Consider the following 14,653-nt stretch of genomic DNA (forward strand, 5'->3'; position numbering starts at 1 on the left):
CGGATGCTGTTCGACGACGGCGACGTCGCATCGGCACGCATGCTGGCCGCTGGCGCCTATGACCAGGCGAAGGCGGCAGGCAGCTACGCCACCCGCTTCCATGCCGGCGAGCATCTGATCCGGAAGGCACGCCGGCTCCAGGGTGACGCGCTGCTGATCGAAACGCGCGCGAAGATCACGATTGCCACCGAATGGACTGCCGCCCAGGAAAAAGGGGAGGCCTCGAAGGGCGGCAGGCCGAAAACCGTTCCAGACGGAAACGGTTTCACGGCAGCCGAAGCCGGGCTCACCCGAAAGGAAATCCACGACGCTCGCAAGCTGGCCGATGCCGAGCGGCGGGATCCTGGCATTGTCGAGCGGGTGATCGCCGGGCGCGTCGCGGAAGGACTCGAGCCGAGCCGGGCGAATCTGCGCGTGGCGATCGGCACCGACACCGCCAGCGCGGCCGAGCGCGGCAACAATCTCTACGAGACGTGCCCGGAAGCGGTGCACACGCTGCTGGCGCTGGAGACCTTCGGCCCTCGCATCAAGGAACCGGCATGCGGTCGCGGCGCGATCTCGCGCATGCTGGAAGCGGCCGGCTACGACGTCGCGCTTTCCGACCTCGTCGACTACGGCACCGCCGATCGCCATGGCGTCTTGCAGGACGTTCGGGATTTCCTCACCAGCGAGGCAGGCGACGATTGTGACGATATCGCCACCAACCCGCCCTACGGCGGCGTGCTCAACGGCTTTCGTCGCGCATGCGCTGCGCGTGCACCGGCCGCCGAAGATGGCGCTGTTGCTCAACCTGAATTTCCTCTGCGGCTTCGACGATCCCGACCGCAACTACGCCATGGACGATTGCAAGCCGGCGCGCATCCATGTCTTCACGCGGCGCCTGCCGATGATGCATCGCGACGGCTGGGACGGCAACGAAGCCTCGAGCCGCATGAACCTGGCCTGGTTCGTCTGGGAACAGAACCTCGTCGGCGACTATGCCGGGCCGACGGTCATCAATCGCGTCGACTGGAAAGACTACCAGCCGTGAACGTCCAACCCTTCTTGATCGGCGAGGGTTGGATCGAGGTGCTCGATGGCAACGACACCGCGCGCGACATCTTCCACCGCCACTATTCCCGCTATCGCTACGCCGACGGGCGGCAGCCTGCGTTGTTCGTCGGTCCGGGCGAAATGCTCGTCTTGCTCACGGCTGACGCCGGCGCGGTTTCGGCTTGGCGACGCGAGCGGCACCGCTTCGATAATCAGCAAGGCGTCAACTGCGCGATCTTCCGTCGAGAGACCGGTGGAGTCGCAAGCGAGCTGCTTGCCGCCGCAATGGCGATCGTTTGGCAGCGCTGGCCGGGCGAGCGGCTATTCACCTTTGTCGATCCCCGCGAGGTCGAGCCCACCTGGAGCGCAGGGCGACCCACATGGGGCCACTGCTTCTATCAAGCCGGCTGGCGCTACGCCGGCATCACGAAAAAGCGGCTGCACATTCTGGAGTGCCGGCCGGAGTGGGTGAGTTGATGCCTGCCCACCGCAGCTCGGCCGAAGCCGAGATCCGAGATGCCGCTGTGGCTCGCATCCGCCAGCGCCGCCCCGATGCCAGGATCACCCGCCGATGAAGCCGATCCCGAAATTTTCGAAAGGACTGCAGCATGAATCACTTCGCCGGCTTCACTGTCCCCGTCGCGGGAGGTCATTACGCCATGCTGCGCTTTGCCGAGGACGGGCAGGCTGAGCCGGTGCTCGAGGACGGCGGCAAGCCGCGTCTGTTCCCGACCGAGCTGGAGGCGCAGAAGGCGGTCACCGACCATTTGTTGGCCTACTTCAATGGCCGGTTAAGGCGCGACGGGGAAACTCTCTCCACGGCCCGCGACGCGGCCGAGCGCATTTTTCGCAAGGGCCGGATGATTCCGGTGGAGCACCGCTGATGACAGGATTTCGCGAAGGCTGGGCTCTCAAGTCGCCGACTGCCGTCACCACACACTACTTTCGCCGGCGCGGTCTCGGGCTCGCCGTCTCGCTCTGCGGATCCCAGGACGCGCCGGCCGGATGGCTCATCGAAAATTCGGGCGCCGGGCAATGCGAGCGGTGCGCCATACTGCGGGAGAAGGAACTCGCTAGATTGGACGCTGCGCCGCCAGAGGCGGCCGAGGACGAGCGCGGCGACCATCGGGCGTGTGATGGGAAGGCCGGCGACTGACGCGCGCTGGCGGAGCCTCTACACTCGACAAGAAAATGGGGCAGCGGAGACCAATCCGCTGCCCCTCCCTACCACAACCCGCCGGCCGGAGCCGGCGGCGCGGATTCCTACACCAGCATCGAGCGCGCATGTGCCTGGCGCAGCTGCGACTCCATCGAACGGATGGAGCGCGACGCCGCCGCCAGCGTGTCGGCCCACTTGTCGGCCTTGCTGGGGTCAACCGACTTCAAGGCGATGCACTCGCCGTCCTTGAAGCCGCCGGCGATCGCGGCGATGATGCGCTCGACCGTCTTCTCCATCCGGCTCACGGCGGCGATATCGTCTTTCGAGGGCTCCGGCCTATTCTCGTCGTCGAACATGCCGCCCTGCTCGATGCGGTCGCGGACCGCCTGCGCCGCTGCCCTGATGCTCGACCAGTCTTTCAGCTTGCCGCTGGAGAACAGCCTCACGATGTTGATCTGATCGGCCGTGGGGAGGTCGACCAGGTCGTTTGCGTGGCCGAGCGGGAAGGCGCCACTGTCGACCAGCTTCTGGATCGTCTCGTCGAGATTGAGGAGCGCCGTGCGGGCCTTGATGCGCGTCGGCTGGACGCCGATATCCTTCGCCAGCTGCTCGACTGTCCAGCCGCGGTCGATCATCGCCTGAAACGCGCGCGCTTCCTCCAGCGGCTTGATGTCGGCACGGGCGAGGTTTTCCACGATCGCCTGCAGCGCCATCTCATTGTCGTCGATCTTCACGACCTCGCAGAGAATGTCGGCCGCCTCGATCAGCTGGTGAGCGCGCCAGCGGCGCTCGCCACCGACGATCTCATAGACCGCCCGGCGGCTTGGCGAGGCCGAGGGCTCGACGTTGATGTCGGACGCTTGTAGCGCTTCGTCTGAGCTGTTCGCCGATCCAGTCGTCGTGCCGCCGCCATTGATCTCCGAGGAATTTGATTTCCTCCGGCGACCACCGGCACCGATGCCCGTTGTTGAGGAAGTCGTTGACTCTAACTCCGACTTGATCTGCCGCGCTTCGTTTGACGTGGAAGTAGGGAAGGCAACAATCGATGACGTGCTTGACCTCTCTCGCCGCCGCGACGGTCCAGAACCACTGCTCCCAGGTTTTCCCGTGAAAGACTCGGTGTGATGGAGCGACGGTGCCGACGCACCATGCGTCTCGCAACCATCGGCAGATCGTTGCGCCGTCGTTTGTGACTGACTGGCTGACGACGACACGGAACCGGTTGCCTTTGACGCTGATCGTTCCCTCTCCGTCGATGAAGCCGGCCGTGTAGGCGACGACTTCGATTGGAGGTCGAGCAAAGTGTTCCATTCTGCGATGTTCTCCGATGTGATTTCTTCGATTCGACCGTCGGTCAGGAAAACCGGGCGAACCGTGATGGCCTGGATAAGGCCGCGCTCGCGGATCGATTCAGCCAGCTCGCGAATCTTCACCGGGTCGAAATGCTTGCGCGGCTGGTCGGGATTCGGGATAACAAGGTTGAGGGGGATGCGCTTCTTCATGGTCGGGCTCCGTGGTAGGGAATTTCCTAGCAACATCAATAACTTAGCATGTAACCGATATGGTTACAAGTGGTTACCAAGAAAAGTTCCGATCAGCGGGCCCCCCGCTTGCGCGCGCGACCGCCAGAAACGAAGCCGTGCAAAATGGTAATCCTGCCTCGGCGTCTGATGATCAGGGAAGCGGATGGCTGGTATCAAAGTTTCCGACAACAGCGGTCAAGGGAGCGGCAGCGGTGCATCACTCAAGGTCCGCAGGTAGGCAATGAGGTCCGCCCGCTTGTTTCCCTCCTTCAAACCCGGGAAAGACATGTCCGTACCGGGCAACGTGAGCGAGGGATTCGAGATGAAGAGATTGAGCTCCTCAAAGGTCCATTTGCCGCCAGCGTCTTTCAGAGCCGCCGAATACTGGACATCGCTTTGGGATCCTTTCTCGCGCCCGACGATGCCCCACAGATTGACCTTTTTGGGCACCTTGACGCCCGGCGAAAGATGACAGGCGACGCAGGTGCTGTCGTATATCTCTTTGCCCGATTGAGCGTTTGCTGATGCAAGGAGTGCGGAAATCGGCGCGATGGCCGGTCTTGCGGCGCCATGATCGCGCAAGTACGCCGCGACGTCCTCGTGGCCTCCGACCTTGGCCAGATGTATCGGCGGACTTCCATTCGACGTCAGGGCGTTGACGTCTGCTCCGGCGCCGACAAGGTGGATAACGCACTCAAGGCAGCCATTTTCGGCAGCAACATGCAGCGGCGTCTGCGCTTTCGCCACCCGATTTGGATCGGCCCCGTTGTCTAGCAGCAGCTTGACGATGGCAGCATGCCCACCCTTATTGGCGGCGTAGAGTGGCGTTCTTTGCCAACTGACAGGCAGGTTGACGTCTGCCCCACGCTTGATCAGCAGCGCTGCCAACTCGACATTTCCACGTTCGGAGGCGATGTAGAGCGCCGTAACACCGTCGATTTCGTTGACATCTGCGCCTTTGTCCAAGGCGGAGGTCACGGCCGCGACGTCGCCATCCTTGACCAAATCCCCAAGCTGCTCGCTTGCGCGGGCAGGGCCAGGAGAGCGCACGAAACCCACAGCGTCCACATGCGTCCCGGCTTGATCATTGCACCCCTCTAGGCTGCTCGTATCTCACCCTGCAATTTAACCGAACGCAGAGAGTTAGTACACGCTAATATATGAAGAGGGGACGACGATCGGCTGGACGGTGGTGGTGTGTCGATGTTCATGCCAGCCACCCTCAGTCTATATTGCAGCGAACGAGCGCGGTCGCGTAGTCGATGCCGGTCTCTTCGGCATAGATCGCGGCCTGATCGCCGGGACGATTGGTGGCGGCCGCCGTCGTCGACGGCTCGGCTTTGGCGATGGCTTCGGCCACCATCGCATTGCTTTTCAGGCTCGGGTCTCGGATGACGCAGAGTTTGAGCGCCGCCAGGATGTCCCGCCGCGCCCGTTCGCGCGGGATCGCGGCGCGCAAACTGGCCAGGATGTCACCGACGCCCTTCTGCAGCGGATCACTCTCGAAGCCGGAAATGAACGACTCGGCCCGAGTCAGAGCGTCGACGGTGTCGCTGGCGTCGAACGGGAGCCTTTTGACGAGCTCGTCGCGGAGCGTGGCGGCGGACTCGAGCGTGAGTGTTTCACACGCCCGCGACCCGCCCTTCGGGCCGTAGAACGAAAGCACGACTTCGCCCTTGCCTCGCGCGGCGCTGTTCAGCGATTCCATCGTGCCCTTGGCGGCGATGCTGATGTAAATCGTGTCCATCACATTTCCCCTTCGATCTTGTCGGCCAAGGGCGAAATAACCTCGTCCCAGATCGCATTGCAGATTTCGTTGTCGGCGTGGTCGGACACGACATCGTAGCCCGAATTGCCATAGATCAGCTGGAACCAGCCGAGCTTGTCGCCGGTCGGGCTCCGCAGATGAATTCCGTCCTCGTCGTTCGAGAACAGCGCCAGCATGATCGCCGCCTTGTCGTCGGACCGCCTCACCACCCAATCCTCGCTGTCGTAGACGGAAATCAGGTAGCCCCGGTCGAGGCAGGCCTTCACCAGCGTGCGGGCGATGCGGCGCTCGGCGCGGATGCGGTCAGCGGTCTCACGCGAACGGCGCGCCAACGCCTGCTCGATCGCTTCGTCGAAGCCGGTCTTCGGCTCGCCCATCTCGGCATCTTCGGCCAGCCGGGCGGACAGCGCCTGGTTGCCCGAGGCGGTGAGAGCATTGCAGATCGCCAGCATTTCAGCCGGCGTAACGTTGATGGTCATGGTCATTCTCCGTGGTAGGGGTGGATCCCGAGGAAGGCGCGGGGATCAACCCCACGCCAGTCCCCAGCGTTTGGCGCACACCGGCCCGTAGCCGACGTCGATGGAGCGGTGGTCGGTCAGCTCGGTCGCGCAGAAACAGCAGTTGCCGGTGCGCTTGCCGTGCGCCGCGCCGGCCTTCGAGGGGTTCTCGGCCAGAGCGGCGAGAGCGGCCGCCAGACCGTCAGGACCGGGCGACCGGCGCGAGCGGGTGAACTCGCCCTTGCGGTCGATGCGGCCGTACCAGTCGCGGCTCTCGAAGGATCCCGGCGACGATACGTTGATCTGGCCGACGTGAGCGGAGCGCTCACCCGACAGAGCGAGGACGACGGTCTCGCCGTTGACGTCGAAGCGAATCTTCGGATGCTTGAGCTTGTTGGCGATCGCCGTGTCGAACAGCGCAATCAGGCCATCCATCGAGCCGACCTTGGCCTTCGGCGCCGCGGGCTCGCCGGCTTGTGCGCGCTGGGTCAAGGTCGCCACCCAGGGCCACTGCCGCTCCGAGAGACTCGAGCGGCTGTCATACTGGTGCAGGAGGGATGCGGCGAACTCCGCGTCGCGGCCGTGCAGCTTCGGGGCTGACTGGCGCACAGCTTCGATTTCGAGGTTCATGTCTGGTCTCCGTGGTAGGGATTTCCCGGATCGGTGCGGCTCCGGCGGTTATGCTAGGCCTGGCCCGTCCCCGGTTCGATTTCACTCGGCCGGTCAGTTTGACGAGAAGTCACCAATCGCCGGCCCGTTGCTGAAAGGGGAGTTCCGGCGAAGGCTGCAGCGGTGAAAGGAAACGGCTTTCTGCTGCACCGATCTGAATTTCTAAGTTACTTCAATAACTTAGCTTGTAACCAAATCGGTTACAAGTGGGTGCAGGCAAAAAGAACGACATGACTTCGGTGGTGGTCAGTTCACCGGCTTGAACCGGGATTCCAGGACGGCGCCGGAAATCGAGCGCTGGTCGTCGCCGCATTGCACGAGTGCCTGGTCGACGTGTTCCGGATTGACGCCGATCACCTTCCAGACGCGGCCCTGCTGGTCGGGCGCTTCGGCGCCGAGGTAGGGCGCGACCTGGAGGGGCTGCGGCGGCTGACGCAGGCGGTATTGCGTCGGCAGCTTGGGATGGTGCCAACCGCAGCCCTCGGCCTCCAGGCCATGTTCGACCACTTCGAGCCGAAGCTTTTCTTTCAGCCAGACCGAGATGTAGGCGCGATGGCAATACTGGTTGTCGGTCGGGGCCTCATAGCAGAGCAGGGCGACGTCCCTGCCGCCCGAGAGGTCTTCCATCTTGGCCACGATCCGGCCAGGATGGAGCCTATCCAGGCCTTCGAAGTAGAGCTGCTTATACTCGCGCTCGCTGGCGGTCTTGAACCATTCGCCTGGGGCGAGTTCGGGCATTTTGCGGTAGCCCGCCGGATATCCTCGCGGCGTGCCCCTCGACACCCCGATCTTCTGGATTTCGGGCGGCAGCTTGCTGAACCAGGAGCTGGTGAAAATGCGCATCTTCGTCTCTTTCGGTGGTAGGGCTTTGGACAGGTCCAAATGTAAATCCGGTGAACTTCTCAAGCAACCAAAATGACACTGTATGTTACCATTTTGGTACGTTGCCTCACCCGTACATCTGCATTAGGTATGGGTTCTCTCCAGCGCCTTCGGGCGCTGTCCTGTGGTAGGGATGGAGAGGAGGGCCGATCAGGGGCAACCCGGTCGGCCTTTGATATTTCCGGCGTGGCTGCGGCGCCTCGAAGCGCACTTCGGGATAATTGACCCACGCCGTCACCGTCTCGAAACTGATGGCGCGCGGCAAGCTCTTGACGTCGTCGAGCAGCGTTCGTCCTGCCAGGATCCCATTGCCCGCGAACTCGGCGCCCGAGCGGAAAAACTGGAAGGTCCTTCGCCATGGTCCGGTTGAGAGCCAGAGGTCCAGGCCCGGCGCCAACTCCACGCGGTCGAGGCTGTCGCTCTCAAGAAGTTCGCAGAAGAGCTGGTGCCCCAGAGGGCGCGGCGTCTGGTAGTCGATGGCGCGCCGGAGTGTCGAATCGATCAGGATGAAGCGCATTGCAGTTCTCGTGCCTCGAGGCGTTGGTTGATGGTGGGGAGCGTCTCGCTGGCGAACAATTCGAGCCACCACTTGATCAGCTCGGCCTGGTAGCGGTCGTCGGCCGCACGATGGCGGGGCTCGCGTAGCTGTCGCTCGATCCAGTCAAGCCGGTCGCGAAGATCCGGCCGGTAGAGCAGATTGCGGAATGCATCTGCGAGCCGCATGTCCAGGGCGTAATCCCCGGTGCAGCCGAGGGGCGACCAGTCGCTGTACCAGGACGACCACATGTCCAGGGCCTGGCTGATGGTGGGGAGCCGGCGCCGCCGCTCCTCCTCGTCTTCTGGTAACGGGCGAAACACTTTTGGGCTCCGTGGTAGGGATAATGATCCTATGATGTAACCAATTTGGTTACAATATGGCCAAGCTAAAAGTAATTTCTGCGGCCGTCCTTCCATAGCTTGACCGTGACGGTGTTCACGTAGGTCCCGACCTCGGCGAAGGAGCCGTGCGGCAGATCGCGGAACTGGCCGTTCAGCTTTTGGATCAAGCCCCGGAAGGCGATGGCCTTGCGCGTCTCGCGAAACTCGGTGCCGGCCGACATGATTGCAGCGAGGCACCCGCCGTCTTCCAGGAAGTCGAGGGCGTGCACCACATGGTCGATGTCGCGCTCCATGTCGAACGGCGGGTTCATGATGATGCGATCGTATTTTCCCGTCACTGAGGGGCGGAGCGCAAGGAAGTCGGTCGCGTAGACCTTGCGATAGAGGCGCTGCGCTTCGAGCGCGGCCGACAGCGCAGGCTGCAGCTCGACGCAATCGACGATATTGTCGAAGCGATACTCGGCGCGCCATCTCTCGCGCTTCACCGGGTCGTCGTAGCCGTAGTGACCGGAGAAGTCGTTTAGGCTGGTGATGCAACGTCGCGCGAGGTTGCCGATGCCGGCGCTGGGTTCGAGGATCCGAAGGCGCGGCGCATCGCTGGCCTGCATGATCGGAATGCCCTTCAAGAGCTCGTCGGCCGCCTCGTCCGGCGTCGGGAAAAAGCCGAAGTTCTTCGCCGGCGTGGTCTTGCGGTTCCGGAACAGATCGTCCTGCTCGCGCGTCTGGCCGTCGCCGATCACCTCGCCATAGTATTCGGCGAGCATCTTGTTGACCCTTTCCACCAGGTCGTCACGCGTGAACCAGAGATGCGCATTGCCGTTCTTGTAGGCGACGATCCTGAAATACTCGCCGTGATGTTCGGACTGCTGTGGCTGGAAGCCCCTGCGCTCGGCGCGCACCACGTTCTCGATGCTGTTGTAGGACGGCTTCTTGCCGTCGAGGACGGAGAAGGTGCGTTCGATATCGCGCACGGTGTCCCACGTGCCGCCCCACGAAACATGGCCATGGTCGCGGTCGAAGGCATAAGTCAGGATCATGCGGCTGCCGACCTTGAAGCCGTCGTGAGACCGGAACCGGCGGTCCAGCTTGGAGAAGGCCGTCGCTATGCCGCGCCGGAAGATCATCTCGGACTCGCCGGCCCACTTCTCGATGGTGGCGTACACATTGTCGACCGTGACGGGAGGAATCCCCATGATCTCGTCGAGGTTGACCAGCTCCTTGCCGTCACCGCGGTCATAGCGCTCCGGCACCCACTTCAACGTGTCGCGCAACTCGTCCTTCGCCTGTTTGTCCATCAGGACTTCGAGATCCGTCATCTTGACCAGATAGTGCCAGCACGAGATGTCGATGAGGCGGATGGCGGTACGCTTCCACTGCTCGGCGTCGGGCAAATCGACGGCCTCGAGAAAGGCCTTCACCTCGCCGTTGTCGCGGTCGCTGTACCTGGAGCAAGCATGCTCGCCAGCGGCTGCTTTCCAGAGCGCCGCCGCCTTCTTCAATTCCCGATCAGCCTGCTCGATCGAGGCGAATGCGCCATGATAGGCGGCCACGGCTGCATCGCGATAGGCGACGATCTGCTCGATCGTGTTGCGAGGGATCAGCGCGTTCATGGCTTCGCCTCGACCGGCTTGGCGCTCACGGCGCCGTGCATCTTCTGGAACGTGAAGACGTCCTTGCGCTCGATGACGATCTCGCAGCGCTTGCTGCCGTCGGGCAGCGTGAACTCGTATTCAACTGGCTTGGTCATTGGTCTGGTCTCCGTGGTAGGGATTGGTGGGCGACGGGACCTCTCCCGCCGCCCTATCGAAGGGATTTTCTGCCTCTATCGGTGCATCGCGCCTCCTGCTCCCGTTGCATCAAACTCGGCCTCTTCCTCCTCGGCCGCGAACTGGTCGGCCCGCTGCTCCCTGCAGGAGGGGCAGCGGCAGCTTTCGCTGCCGTCGAAGGGGAAAGGGGTTAGGCAGTCGTCGCAGTAGGGCATGGTCGACTCGTCTCTGTGGTAGGGAAAACCGGTGTAACCACAACAGGTTAGCGTGTAACCAAATTGGTTACAATGCGGCCACGGACAAAAGATCGTGTTCGCCCAGGTGCAGTTGTTGGGAGGTTAGAGGTGTCGACAGGTGCGCCGACTGCGCTTAGCGCAATAGAAGCCACGACCAGTATGCCCTCGATCGCCATCCGCCCGAGAACTAAGGATCGATCAATCGGGCTCGGCTTTTGATGCGGCGATGGATAAGATCGACCATGCGCCCAAGCTCATCAATGAGCAGATAAAGGAACTGGCGCGGCGCAAGCGGGACGAGGGGAAGGACTAACCTCAATGAAATGCGCCGCCGAACCGTCCGTTGCATTGCTGATCTTCGCTCTGGTCGGATGCGGCGCAGTGGATGGCGTACAATCGTTCGAGATGCGTCGAGACGCCGACGGCGCGCGAGCTTCATGCGGGCTAACAACTGCCCCAGCATCTTTAAGCAATGATAAAATCGACCCTGATGTAGCCCGCTGCGTAAATGCATGTAAGCAGCTTGGGTTTGTTGTCGAGAGCGCTTTCCCTCCCGCTCTGATCAACAAACAGGTTGATGCGTCTGGTGATAGCTCGCCCGCAGATGTCCAATCTATAAAAACTAGGAGCGCCCTGCTGTCCGGGACGTGCTTGTACCGTATACATGCGTGAGCCCTAGCCCCAATCCCCCTCAAGGCTGGGGCTTTTCCATTCGGAATAGCGGCCGTGAACGCGAAAGAATCCGCGACAGGCCGGCACACTGTGACAGGGTTGCCTCCAGGCAACCAATTTCGTAGCAAGTCGAGATCGAAAGAACTGGGATCGGACAAATGGAAGATTACGACAACCAGAAGGGCGCCAAGCCCGAAGACGTGCGCCACGCTTTGAAAGGGTGGACATTTTTCCTCGTGATAACGACAGCCATCTTTGGCGCGGCCTACGCTCTGATAGAGATGTAAGATGATCTCCCCGGCAGACGGATTGCCGGAGAAGATTGGAACGGCGGTTGGTGCAGTCGTCATCATCGCCGGTGCTTAGGGGATTTATCTAGCCCTTGCGGCCTAGCATCAGGCGCGGATCTAAATATCTTGTCCCTCAAAATGCGAAGGCGAGTTGGCCGGTCTTCTCGACGCAGCTGGGGATGCCGATCGGCGCGAGGCCCGGCAGCGCATGGATGAAACCGCCCGGCTGGTAGGCGGGATCGTTGCGGCGCTCCTCACGGAGACGGCTGTCGTCTGCGTCGTGCCGCTTGTTCCCCTGCCAATGGGCGAGGCCGAATGGCGGGTTGTGGAGCTTGCACTTTGCCGCCACCTTGCCGTGATGATCGATGAGCAGGTTGTGCTCCATCGATATCGTCAGCATCTCGTCGACAGTCATTGCCTCTTCGACGAACCAGCGTTCGCGGGAGAGCCCGCCGCCGGTGAAGGATCGGTAGCCGGTCTCGCTGAAAAACGGCTGATCGAGGTCGATCACGCGACCGTCGAGGCCGACGCCGCCGAAGACGCCCGGGTAGCGCACGTCGGTGCGGCAACTGTGAATGGTCAGCATGAACCGCCCGGGCTGGCCGTGCATCGGGATTTCGCCATCGGGCGCGGCCAGTTGTTTGCCGAGCCAGGACGACGCCGAGTTCCAGCAGTTGAAGCGGGAGCGGAAACGGCCGGAACCGTCCGCGCGCTCCTCCCGGCCGCCGTATTCCTCAATCCGGTAGAGCGTCTCGACACATGCCTCGATCACTAGCTCGTAGGGAAGGCGGCCGGGCTTGTCGCAGGCCATCATCGCGGCGTGGTAGTGGTGGAGGGCTTCCCGAGCGATTCCGACCAGATATTCGTCGGACCCGTCGCGCAGCATGGCGACATTCTCGTCGATCTCCTGACCGCGTTTCTCGGCCTCGATCTGCCAAGCGTGCTTCTTGGCTGGTGCTTTCGCCTTGGCGGTCTTAGCCATTGCCGTACCTCGGAAGTTCTGCGAGCGACGAGAGGGGCGGCAACCCCATGCGCTCGCGAGATCGGTTGATGATGGGGAGAGGGTCGAAACCCTTGACGCCCGGACCTCGGTAGACCCATGGCGGGTTCTCCGGGTCGAGCCGGCCGACGTCGTAGCTGTGGAGCATCTCGGCGAAATATTCCGGCGTGCCCGGGTAGGGAGCGCTATTCCAGAGTGCCCGCAGGATTTTCCGGATGTTGTCGCCGTAGGCGAAAAGCCGGCTCCTTGCACGACGCCAGTTCGCGGCGCGGCGGCCGCGAGTATTCTGCTCCCAGATCACCGCTTGCTCGGCGCGCTGCGCCATAACGGTGTCGGCGTCTGGCTGCTCCTCTGCGATCATCTCGGAAAAGAGCGGCAGTTTCTCTCGCTCAAGGCGCTGCTTTCGGGCCAAGGCGAGCCGCTTTCGCCTCGTGTCTTCGAACGGGCCATATCGGCGTGTCCGGAAGTGGCGCATCAGAGCAACCTCCCCTCGGCCACCTGCCAGACGCCCTCGCCTAGCGGTTCGAACGGGCCGCGCTGTAGGGTCTGGCGGACCTTCGCCTTCCAGTTCGGATTGCGTTCGGACTTCGGATTCTCGGCCAAGGCGCGGTAGAGATCGTCGAGCCGCACGGCCGCGCCGGCGCGCTGCATCACCTTCAACACCTCGTCGACCCACGAGCCGACGGAGGCAAAGCCGAAGATCAGCGAGCGCAGGCGCAGCGGCACGAAAGCGCCGGGAATGCCGCTGGCCGCAAGGCGGTCAGCATCGTCGGCGCCATAGGCGCAGAACACCGACGGCGCGCCGGCGTTGGCCTTCGCTCGAGTCCCAGCCGCATTATGGAAATGAAGCCGTCCCTCCATGAAGAGGAGCGCGTCGGCCGCACGCCACACGAACTCATGGAACACCTGCGTTTCGGTGCGGGCGAAGATCAGCGCGATTCCATGGGCGTGCTCGGCCATACGGCCCATCCAGCGGCCGATCACGTTGTTCGAGTATGGCGGGTTGAGCCACACGCGACCGTGCCAGGGCCGGGCTAGACCGTTGTCGGCGATGGTGTAGTGCTGGCGCGCCATGTCCCACGGCCGATCGAGGGGAGCGCAGGGATCGAGGTCAAAACTCTCGGCGCCACCGAGCGCGGCCAGGAGGGCGGGAGGGGTCAGCCAGACGTCGGTGCCGGCCGCCGCGGACTGATGGCTACCGATGGGCATGGCGCGCCTCCTCGGTCAGCCTGCGCAGCACGTCGCCGACGCTGCTGATGGGACTCTCCAGCCGGGCCTCGTCGAGCTCGGCCAGATCGATCTTGGTTTCGTTCCCGTCTTCATCGATCATCGTGAAGACGCTTGCGGTGGAGTGCGGCTTGCGCAGGATATCCCACGCCCAGCGTGCGGCCGCTTCGGGATCGCCTTCGCCCTCGTAGTCGATCTCCCATGTGACTAGATAGCGGGCCATCAGCGCTGCTCCCGCTTGAGCATGTCGCGCGCCGCTCCGCGCGCCATGGGTCCGTCGCCGAAAGCGCCGTCTGCGATCTCTTGCAATTCAGCAGTGCGCGGGTCAGGTCCGTCGCAGGCGTCTTCCTCCTCTTCGTCCACGTCCTCGCGGGTGAGCTGGTCGAACGTCCACTCGTCGCCCTCCTCGTCGAGGAAGACGATCTTGCCGTTGCGCTTGGCGGTCTGGATATCGTTCCAGAAGATTTCGGTGCCGCCGGCGTATTCCGGCTCGCCCGTCTCCGGGTCGATGTCGCTGATGTGAGCGCGGCCGGTCAGCCGCTCCAATGTTCCGGTGATCGGGCTTCCGGTAGGGGATAAGTAGTTGGCCATGGTCTCTGGTCTCCGTGGTAGGGGATTGTTGCCAAAATGGTTGCGAAACGCGCTTGACAAAAAGCCAGGGGGGCAGGCAGAAATCGCGCAGCCTGATGTTGCTTCGCGATTCGGCCAATCCCCGAAAATCAGTTGGTGTCGAAGCCACTCGGCGAGGGCTCAATTCCGGCCTCTTTCGCCACGAAGCCCACGACGTCGAGCACGTCGTCAGAGCTTAATTTCTTCGATGGTTTCGGCGAAGCGCCGCTTGAAATAGGTCTGGTGCTCCGCACCGGCGTAGCGGGCCAAGCCGATGGCAGCGGCGAAGGTGATCGCTTCCAGGCGAGCGCCGCCGAAGCCGGACTTCTGATGAAGGCTGGCTGCGAGATCGTTGAGGGTCATTGGTCGGTAATCGGTGGTAGGGAAAGTAACCGTTCTGGTCGCAAGTAACTTCATTTGGTTACACCTTCGATGCAAGTGAAA

21 protein-coding genes are annotated in these 14,653 nt (G+C 62.8%); 4 read left to right on the forward strand and 17 right to left on the reverse strand.

Annotation, left to right across the window (positions count from 1 at the left end):
• Positions 1-3 precede the first annotated feature (3 nt).
• The 3 genes from EJ078_RS30490 to EJ078_RS22290 all read left to right on the forward strand — a co-directional run bounded on the left by EJ078_RS30490 (position 4) and on the right by EJ078_RS22290 (position 2,188).
• On the forward strand, positions 4-1,509 hold the full coding sequence (locus EJ078_RS30490; protein ID WP_245458893.1) for a hypothetical protein: 1,506 nt from the start codon (positions 4-6) through the stop codon (positions 1,507-1,509).
• Positions 1,510-1,640: 131 nt separating this feature from the next.
• Complete coding sequence (locus tag EJ078_RS22285) at positions 1,641-1,916, forward strand: hypothetical protein (protein WP_127334936.1); 276 nt, start codon at positions 1,641-1,643, stop codon at positions 1,914-1,916.
• On the forward strand, positions 1,916-2,188 hold the full coding sequence (locus EJ078_RS22290; RefSeq protein ID WP_127334935.1) for a hypothetical protein: 273 nt from the start codon (positions 1,916-1,918) through the stop codon (positions 2,186-2,188). The genes EJ078_RS22285 and EJ078_RS22290 overlap by 1 nt, the downstream gene beginning before the upstream one ends.
• 107 nt (positions 2,189-2,295) lie before the next feature.
• Here EJ078_RS22290 and EJ078_RS30495 read toward each other — a convergent pair whose 3' ends face one another.
• The 11 genes from EJ078_RS30495 to EJ078_RS22340 all read right to left on the reverse strand — a co-directional run bounded on the left by EJ078_RS30495 (position 2,296) and on the right by EJ078_RS22340 (position 10,156).
• Complete coding sequence (locus EJ078_RS30495) at positions 2,296-3,108, reverse strand: ParB/RepB/Spo0J family partition protein (protein WP_245459250.1); 813 nt, start codon at positions 3,106-3,108, stop codon at positions 2,296-2,298.
• On the reverse strand, positions 2,996-3,502 hold the full coding sequence (locus EJ078_RS30500; protein WP_245459262.1) for a hypothetical protein: 507 nt from the start codon (positions 3,500-3,502) through the stop codon (positions 2,996-2,998). Before EJ078_RS30500 ends, EJ078_RS30495 begins: the two co-directional genes overlap by 113 nt.
• Positions 3,503-3,909: 407 nt before the next feature.
• The gene (locus EJ078_RS22300; protein ID WP_208720821.1) at positions 3,910-4,773 is read right to left on the reverse strand and encodes an ankyrin repeat domain-containing protein; all 864 of its coding nucleotides are present in this window, start codon (positions 4,771-4,773) and stop codon (positions 3,910-3,912) included.
• A 163-nt stretch (positions 4,774-4,936) separates the two neighbouring features.
• Positions 4,937-5,461, reverse strand: a complete 525-nt coding sequence (locus EJ078_RS22305) for a hypothetical protein (protein ID WP_127847672.1) — start codon at positions 5,459-5,461, stop codon at positions 4,937-4,939.
• Positions 5,461-5,961 (reverse strand): hypothetical protein, encoded by a 501-nt coding sequence (locus EJ078_RS22310; protein ID WP_127847673.1) that lies wholly within the window; start codon positions 5,959-5,961, stop codon positions 5,461-5,463. Before EJ078_RS22310 ends, EJ078_RS22305 begins: the two co-directional genes overlap by 1 nt.
• A 45-nt stretch (positions 5,962-6,006) precedes the next feature.
• Positions 6,007-6,609: a DUF6011 domain-containing protein gene (locus EJ078_RS22315; protein ID WP_208720823.1), complete on the reverse strand. Its 603-nt coding sequence runs from the start codon at positions 6,607-6,609 to the stop codon at positions 6,007-6,009.
• Between the two features lie 285 nt (positions 6,610-6,894).
• Positions 6,895-7,491, reverse strand: coding sequence for a hypothetical protein (locus EJ078_RS22320; RefSeq protein WP_127847675.1), 597 nt, complete (start codon positions 7,489-7,491; stop codon positions 6,895-6,897).
• A gap of 106 nt (positions 7,492-7,597) precedes the next feature.
• Positions 7,598-8,047, reverse strand: coding sequence for a hypothetical protein (locus EJ078_RS22325; RefSeq protein ID WP_095825864.1), 450 nt, complete (start codon positions 8,045-8,047; stop codon positions 7,598-7,600).
• A complete protein-coding gene (locus EJ078_RS22330) occupies positions 8,032-8,388 on the reverse strand; it encodes a hypothetical protein (protein WP_095825865.1) in 357 nt (118 codons plus the stop codon). The genes EJ078_RS22325 and EJ078_RS22330 overlap by 16 nt, the downstream gene beginning before the upstream one ends.
• A 65-nt stretch (positions 8,389-8,453) precedes the next feature.
• Positions 8,454-10,019, reverse strand: coding sequence for a DUF4942 domain-containing protein (locus EJ078_RS22335; protein WP_127847676.1), 1,566 nt, complete (start codon positions 10,017-10,019; stop codon positions 8,454-8,456).
• A complete protein-coding gene (locus EJ078_RS22340) occupies positions 10,016-10,156 on the reverse strand; it encodes a hypothetical protein (RefSeq protein ID WP_179293665.1) in 141 nt (46 codons plus the stop codon). Before EJ078_RS22340 ends, EJ078_RS22335 begins: the two co-directional genes overlap by 4 nt.
• Before the next feature lie 1,085 nt (positions 10,157-11,241).
• Between EJ078_RS22340 and EJ078_RS30750 the strand changes: the two genes are divergently transcribed.
• Positions 11,242-11,370 carry a hypothetical protein gene (locus EJ078_RS30750; protein ID WP_280950713.1) on the forward strand — a complete coding sequence of 43 codons (129 nt, stop codon included), beginning with the start codon at positions 11,242-11,244 and terminating at the stop codon, positions 11,368-11,370.
• A gap of 136 nt (positions 11,371-11,506) precedes the next feature.
• On the opposite strand, the gene EJ078_RS22345 is transcribed toward EJ078_RS30750, so the two are convergent.
• The 6 genes from EJ078_RS22345 to EJ078_RS22370 all read right to left on the reverse strand — a co-directional run bounded on the left by EJ078_RS22345 (position 11,507) and on the right by EJ078_RS22370 (position 14,572).
• Positions 11,507-12,355 (reverse strand): hypothetical protein, encoded by an 849-nt coding sequence (locus tag EJ078_RS22345; RefSeq protein WP_208720824.1) that lies wholly within the window; start codon positions 12,353-12,355, stop codon positions 11,507-11,509.
• Positions 12,348-12,848, reverse strand: a complete 501-nt coding sequence (locus EJ078_RS22350; protein WP_127847678.1) for a hypothetical protein — start codon at positions 12,846-12,848, stop codon at positions 12,348-12,350. Before EJ078_RS22350 ends, EJ078_RS22345 begins: the two co-directional genes overlap by 8 nt.
• Positions 12,848-13,582, reverse strand: coding sequence for a DNA N-6-adenine-methyltransferase (locus EJ078_RS22355; RefSeq protein ID WP_127847679.1), 735 nt, complete (start codon positions 13,580-13,582; stop codon positions 12,848-12,850). The genes EJ078_RS22350 and EJ078_RS22355 overlap by 1 nt, the downstream gene beginning before the upstream one ends.
• Entirely contained in the window at positions 13,569-13,823 is a 255-nt protein-coding gene (locus EJ078_RS22360; protein ID WP_095825871.1) for a hypothetical protein, read from the reverse strand. Before EJ078_RS22360 ends, EJ078_RS22355 begins: the two co-directional genes overlap by 14 nt.
• On the reverse strand, positions 13,823-14,191 hold the full coding sequence (locus EJ078_RS22365; RefSeq protein WP_127335453.1) for a hypothetical protein: 369 nt from the start codon (positions 14,189-14,191) through the stop codon (positions 13,823-13,825). Before EJ078_RS22365 ends, EJ078_RS22360 begins: the two co-directional genes overlap by 1 nt.
• Before the next feature lie 207 nt (positions 14,192-14,398).
• A complete protein-coding gene (locus tag EJ078_RS22370) occupies positions 14,399-14,572 on the reverse strand; it encodes a hypothetical protein (protein ID WP_189413806.1) in 174 nt (57 codons plus the stop codon).
• Positions 14,573-14,653 lie beyond the last annotated feature (81 nt).

The organism is Mesorhizobium sp. M1A.F.Ca.IN.022.06.1.1, assembly GCF_003952605.1.
Classification (GTDB): domain Bacteria; phylum Pseudomonadota; class Alphaproteobacteria; order Rhizobiales; family Rhizobiaceae; genus Mesorhizobium.

What these genes read in the sequence shown, in the direction of transcription:
- EJ078_RS22370 (WP_189413806.1), bottom strand. Translation starts at nt 14,572, where the DNA reads ATGACCCTCAACGATCTCGCAGCCAGCCTTCATCAGAAGTCCGGCTTC.
- EJ078_RS22355 (WP_127847679.1), bottom strand. Translation starts at nt 13,582, where the DNA reads ATGCCCATCGGTAGCCATCAGTCCGCGGCGGCCGGCACCGACGTCTGG.
- EJ078_RS22335 (WP_127847676.1), bottom strand. Translation starts at nt 10,019, where the DNA reads ATGAACGCGCTGATCCCTCGCAACACGATCGAGCAGATCGTCGCCTAT.
- EJ078_RS22325 (WP_095825864.1), bottom strand. Translation starts at nt 8,047, where the DNA reads ATGCGCTTCATCCTGATCGATTCGACACTCCGGCGCGCCATCGACTAC.
- EJ078_RS30490 (WP_245458893.1), top strand. Translation starts at nt 4, where the DNA reads ATGCTGTTCGACGACGGCGACGTCGCATCGGCACGCATGCTGGCCGCT.
- EJ078_RS30750 (WP_280950713.1), top strand. Translation starts at nt 11,242, where the DNA reads ATGGAAGATTACGACAACCAGAAGGGCGCCAAGCCCGAAGACGTGCGC.
- EJ078_RS22290 (WP_127334935.1), top strand. Translation starts at nt 1,916, where the DNA reads ATGACAGGATTTCGCGAAGGCTGGGCTCTCAAGTCGCCGACTGCCGTC.
- EJ078_RS22285 (WP_127334936.1), top strand. Translation starts at nt 1,641, where the DNA reads ATGAATCACTTCGCCGGCTTCACTGTCCCCGTCGCGGGAGGTCATTAC.
- EJ078_RS22345 (WP_208720824.1), bottom strand. Translation starts at nt 12,355, where the DNA reads ATGGCTAAGACCGCCAAGGCGAAAGCACCAGCCAAGAAGCACGCTTGG.
- EJ078_RS22350 (WP_127847678.1), bottom strand. Translation starts at nt 12,848, where the DNA reads ATGCGCCACTTCCGGACACGCCGATATGGCCCGTTCGAAGACACGAGG.
- EJ078_RS22365 (WP_127335453.1), bottom strand. Translation starts at nt 14,191, where the DNA reads ATGGCCAACTACTTATCCCCTACCGGAAGCCCGATCACCGGAACATTG.
- EJ078_RS22310 (WP_127847673.1), bottom strand. Translation starts at nt 5,961, where the DNA reads ATGACCATCAACGTTACGCCGGCTGAAATGCTGGCGATCTGCAATGCT.
- EJ078_RS22320 (WP_127847675.1), bottom strand. Translation starts at nt 7,491, where the DNA reads ATGCGCATTTTCACCAGCTCCTGGTTCAGCAAGCTGCCGCCCGAAATC.
- EJ078_RS22360 (WP_095825871.1), bottom strand. Translation starts at nt 13,823, where the DNA reads ATGGCCCGCTATCTAGTCACATGGGAGATCGACTACGAGGGCGAAGGC.
- EJ078_RS22315 (WP_208720823.1), bottom strand. Translation starts at nt 6,609, where the DNA reads ATGAACCTCGAAATCGAAGCTGTGCGCCAGTCAGCCCCGAAGCTGCAC.
- EJ078_RS22340 (WP_179293665.1), bottom strand. Translation starts at nt 10,156, where the DNA reads ATGACCAAGCCAGTTGAATACGAGTTCACGCTGCCCGACGGCAGCAAG.
- EJ078_RS30500 (WP_245459262.1), bottom strand. Translation starts at nt 3,502, where the DNA reads ATGGAACACTTTGCTCGACCTCCAATCGAAGTCGTCGCCTACACGGCC.
- EJ078_RS22305 (WP_127847672.1), bottom strand. Translation starts at nt 5,461, where the DNA reads ATGGACACGATTTACATCAGCATCGCCGCCAAGGGCACGATGGAATCG.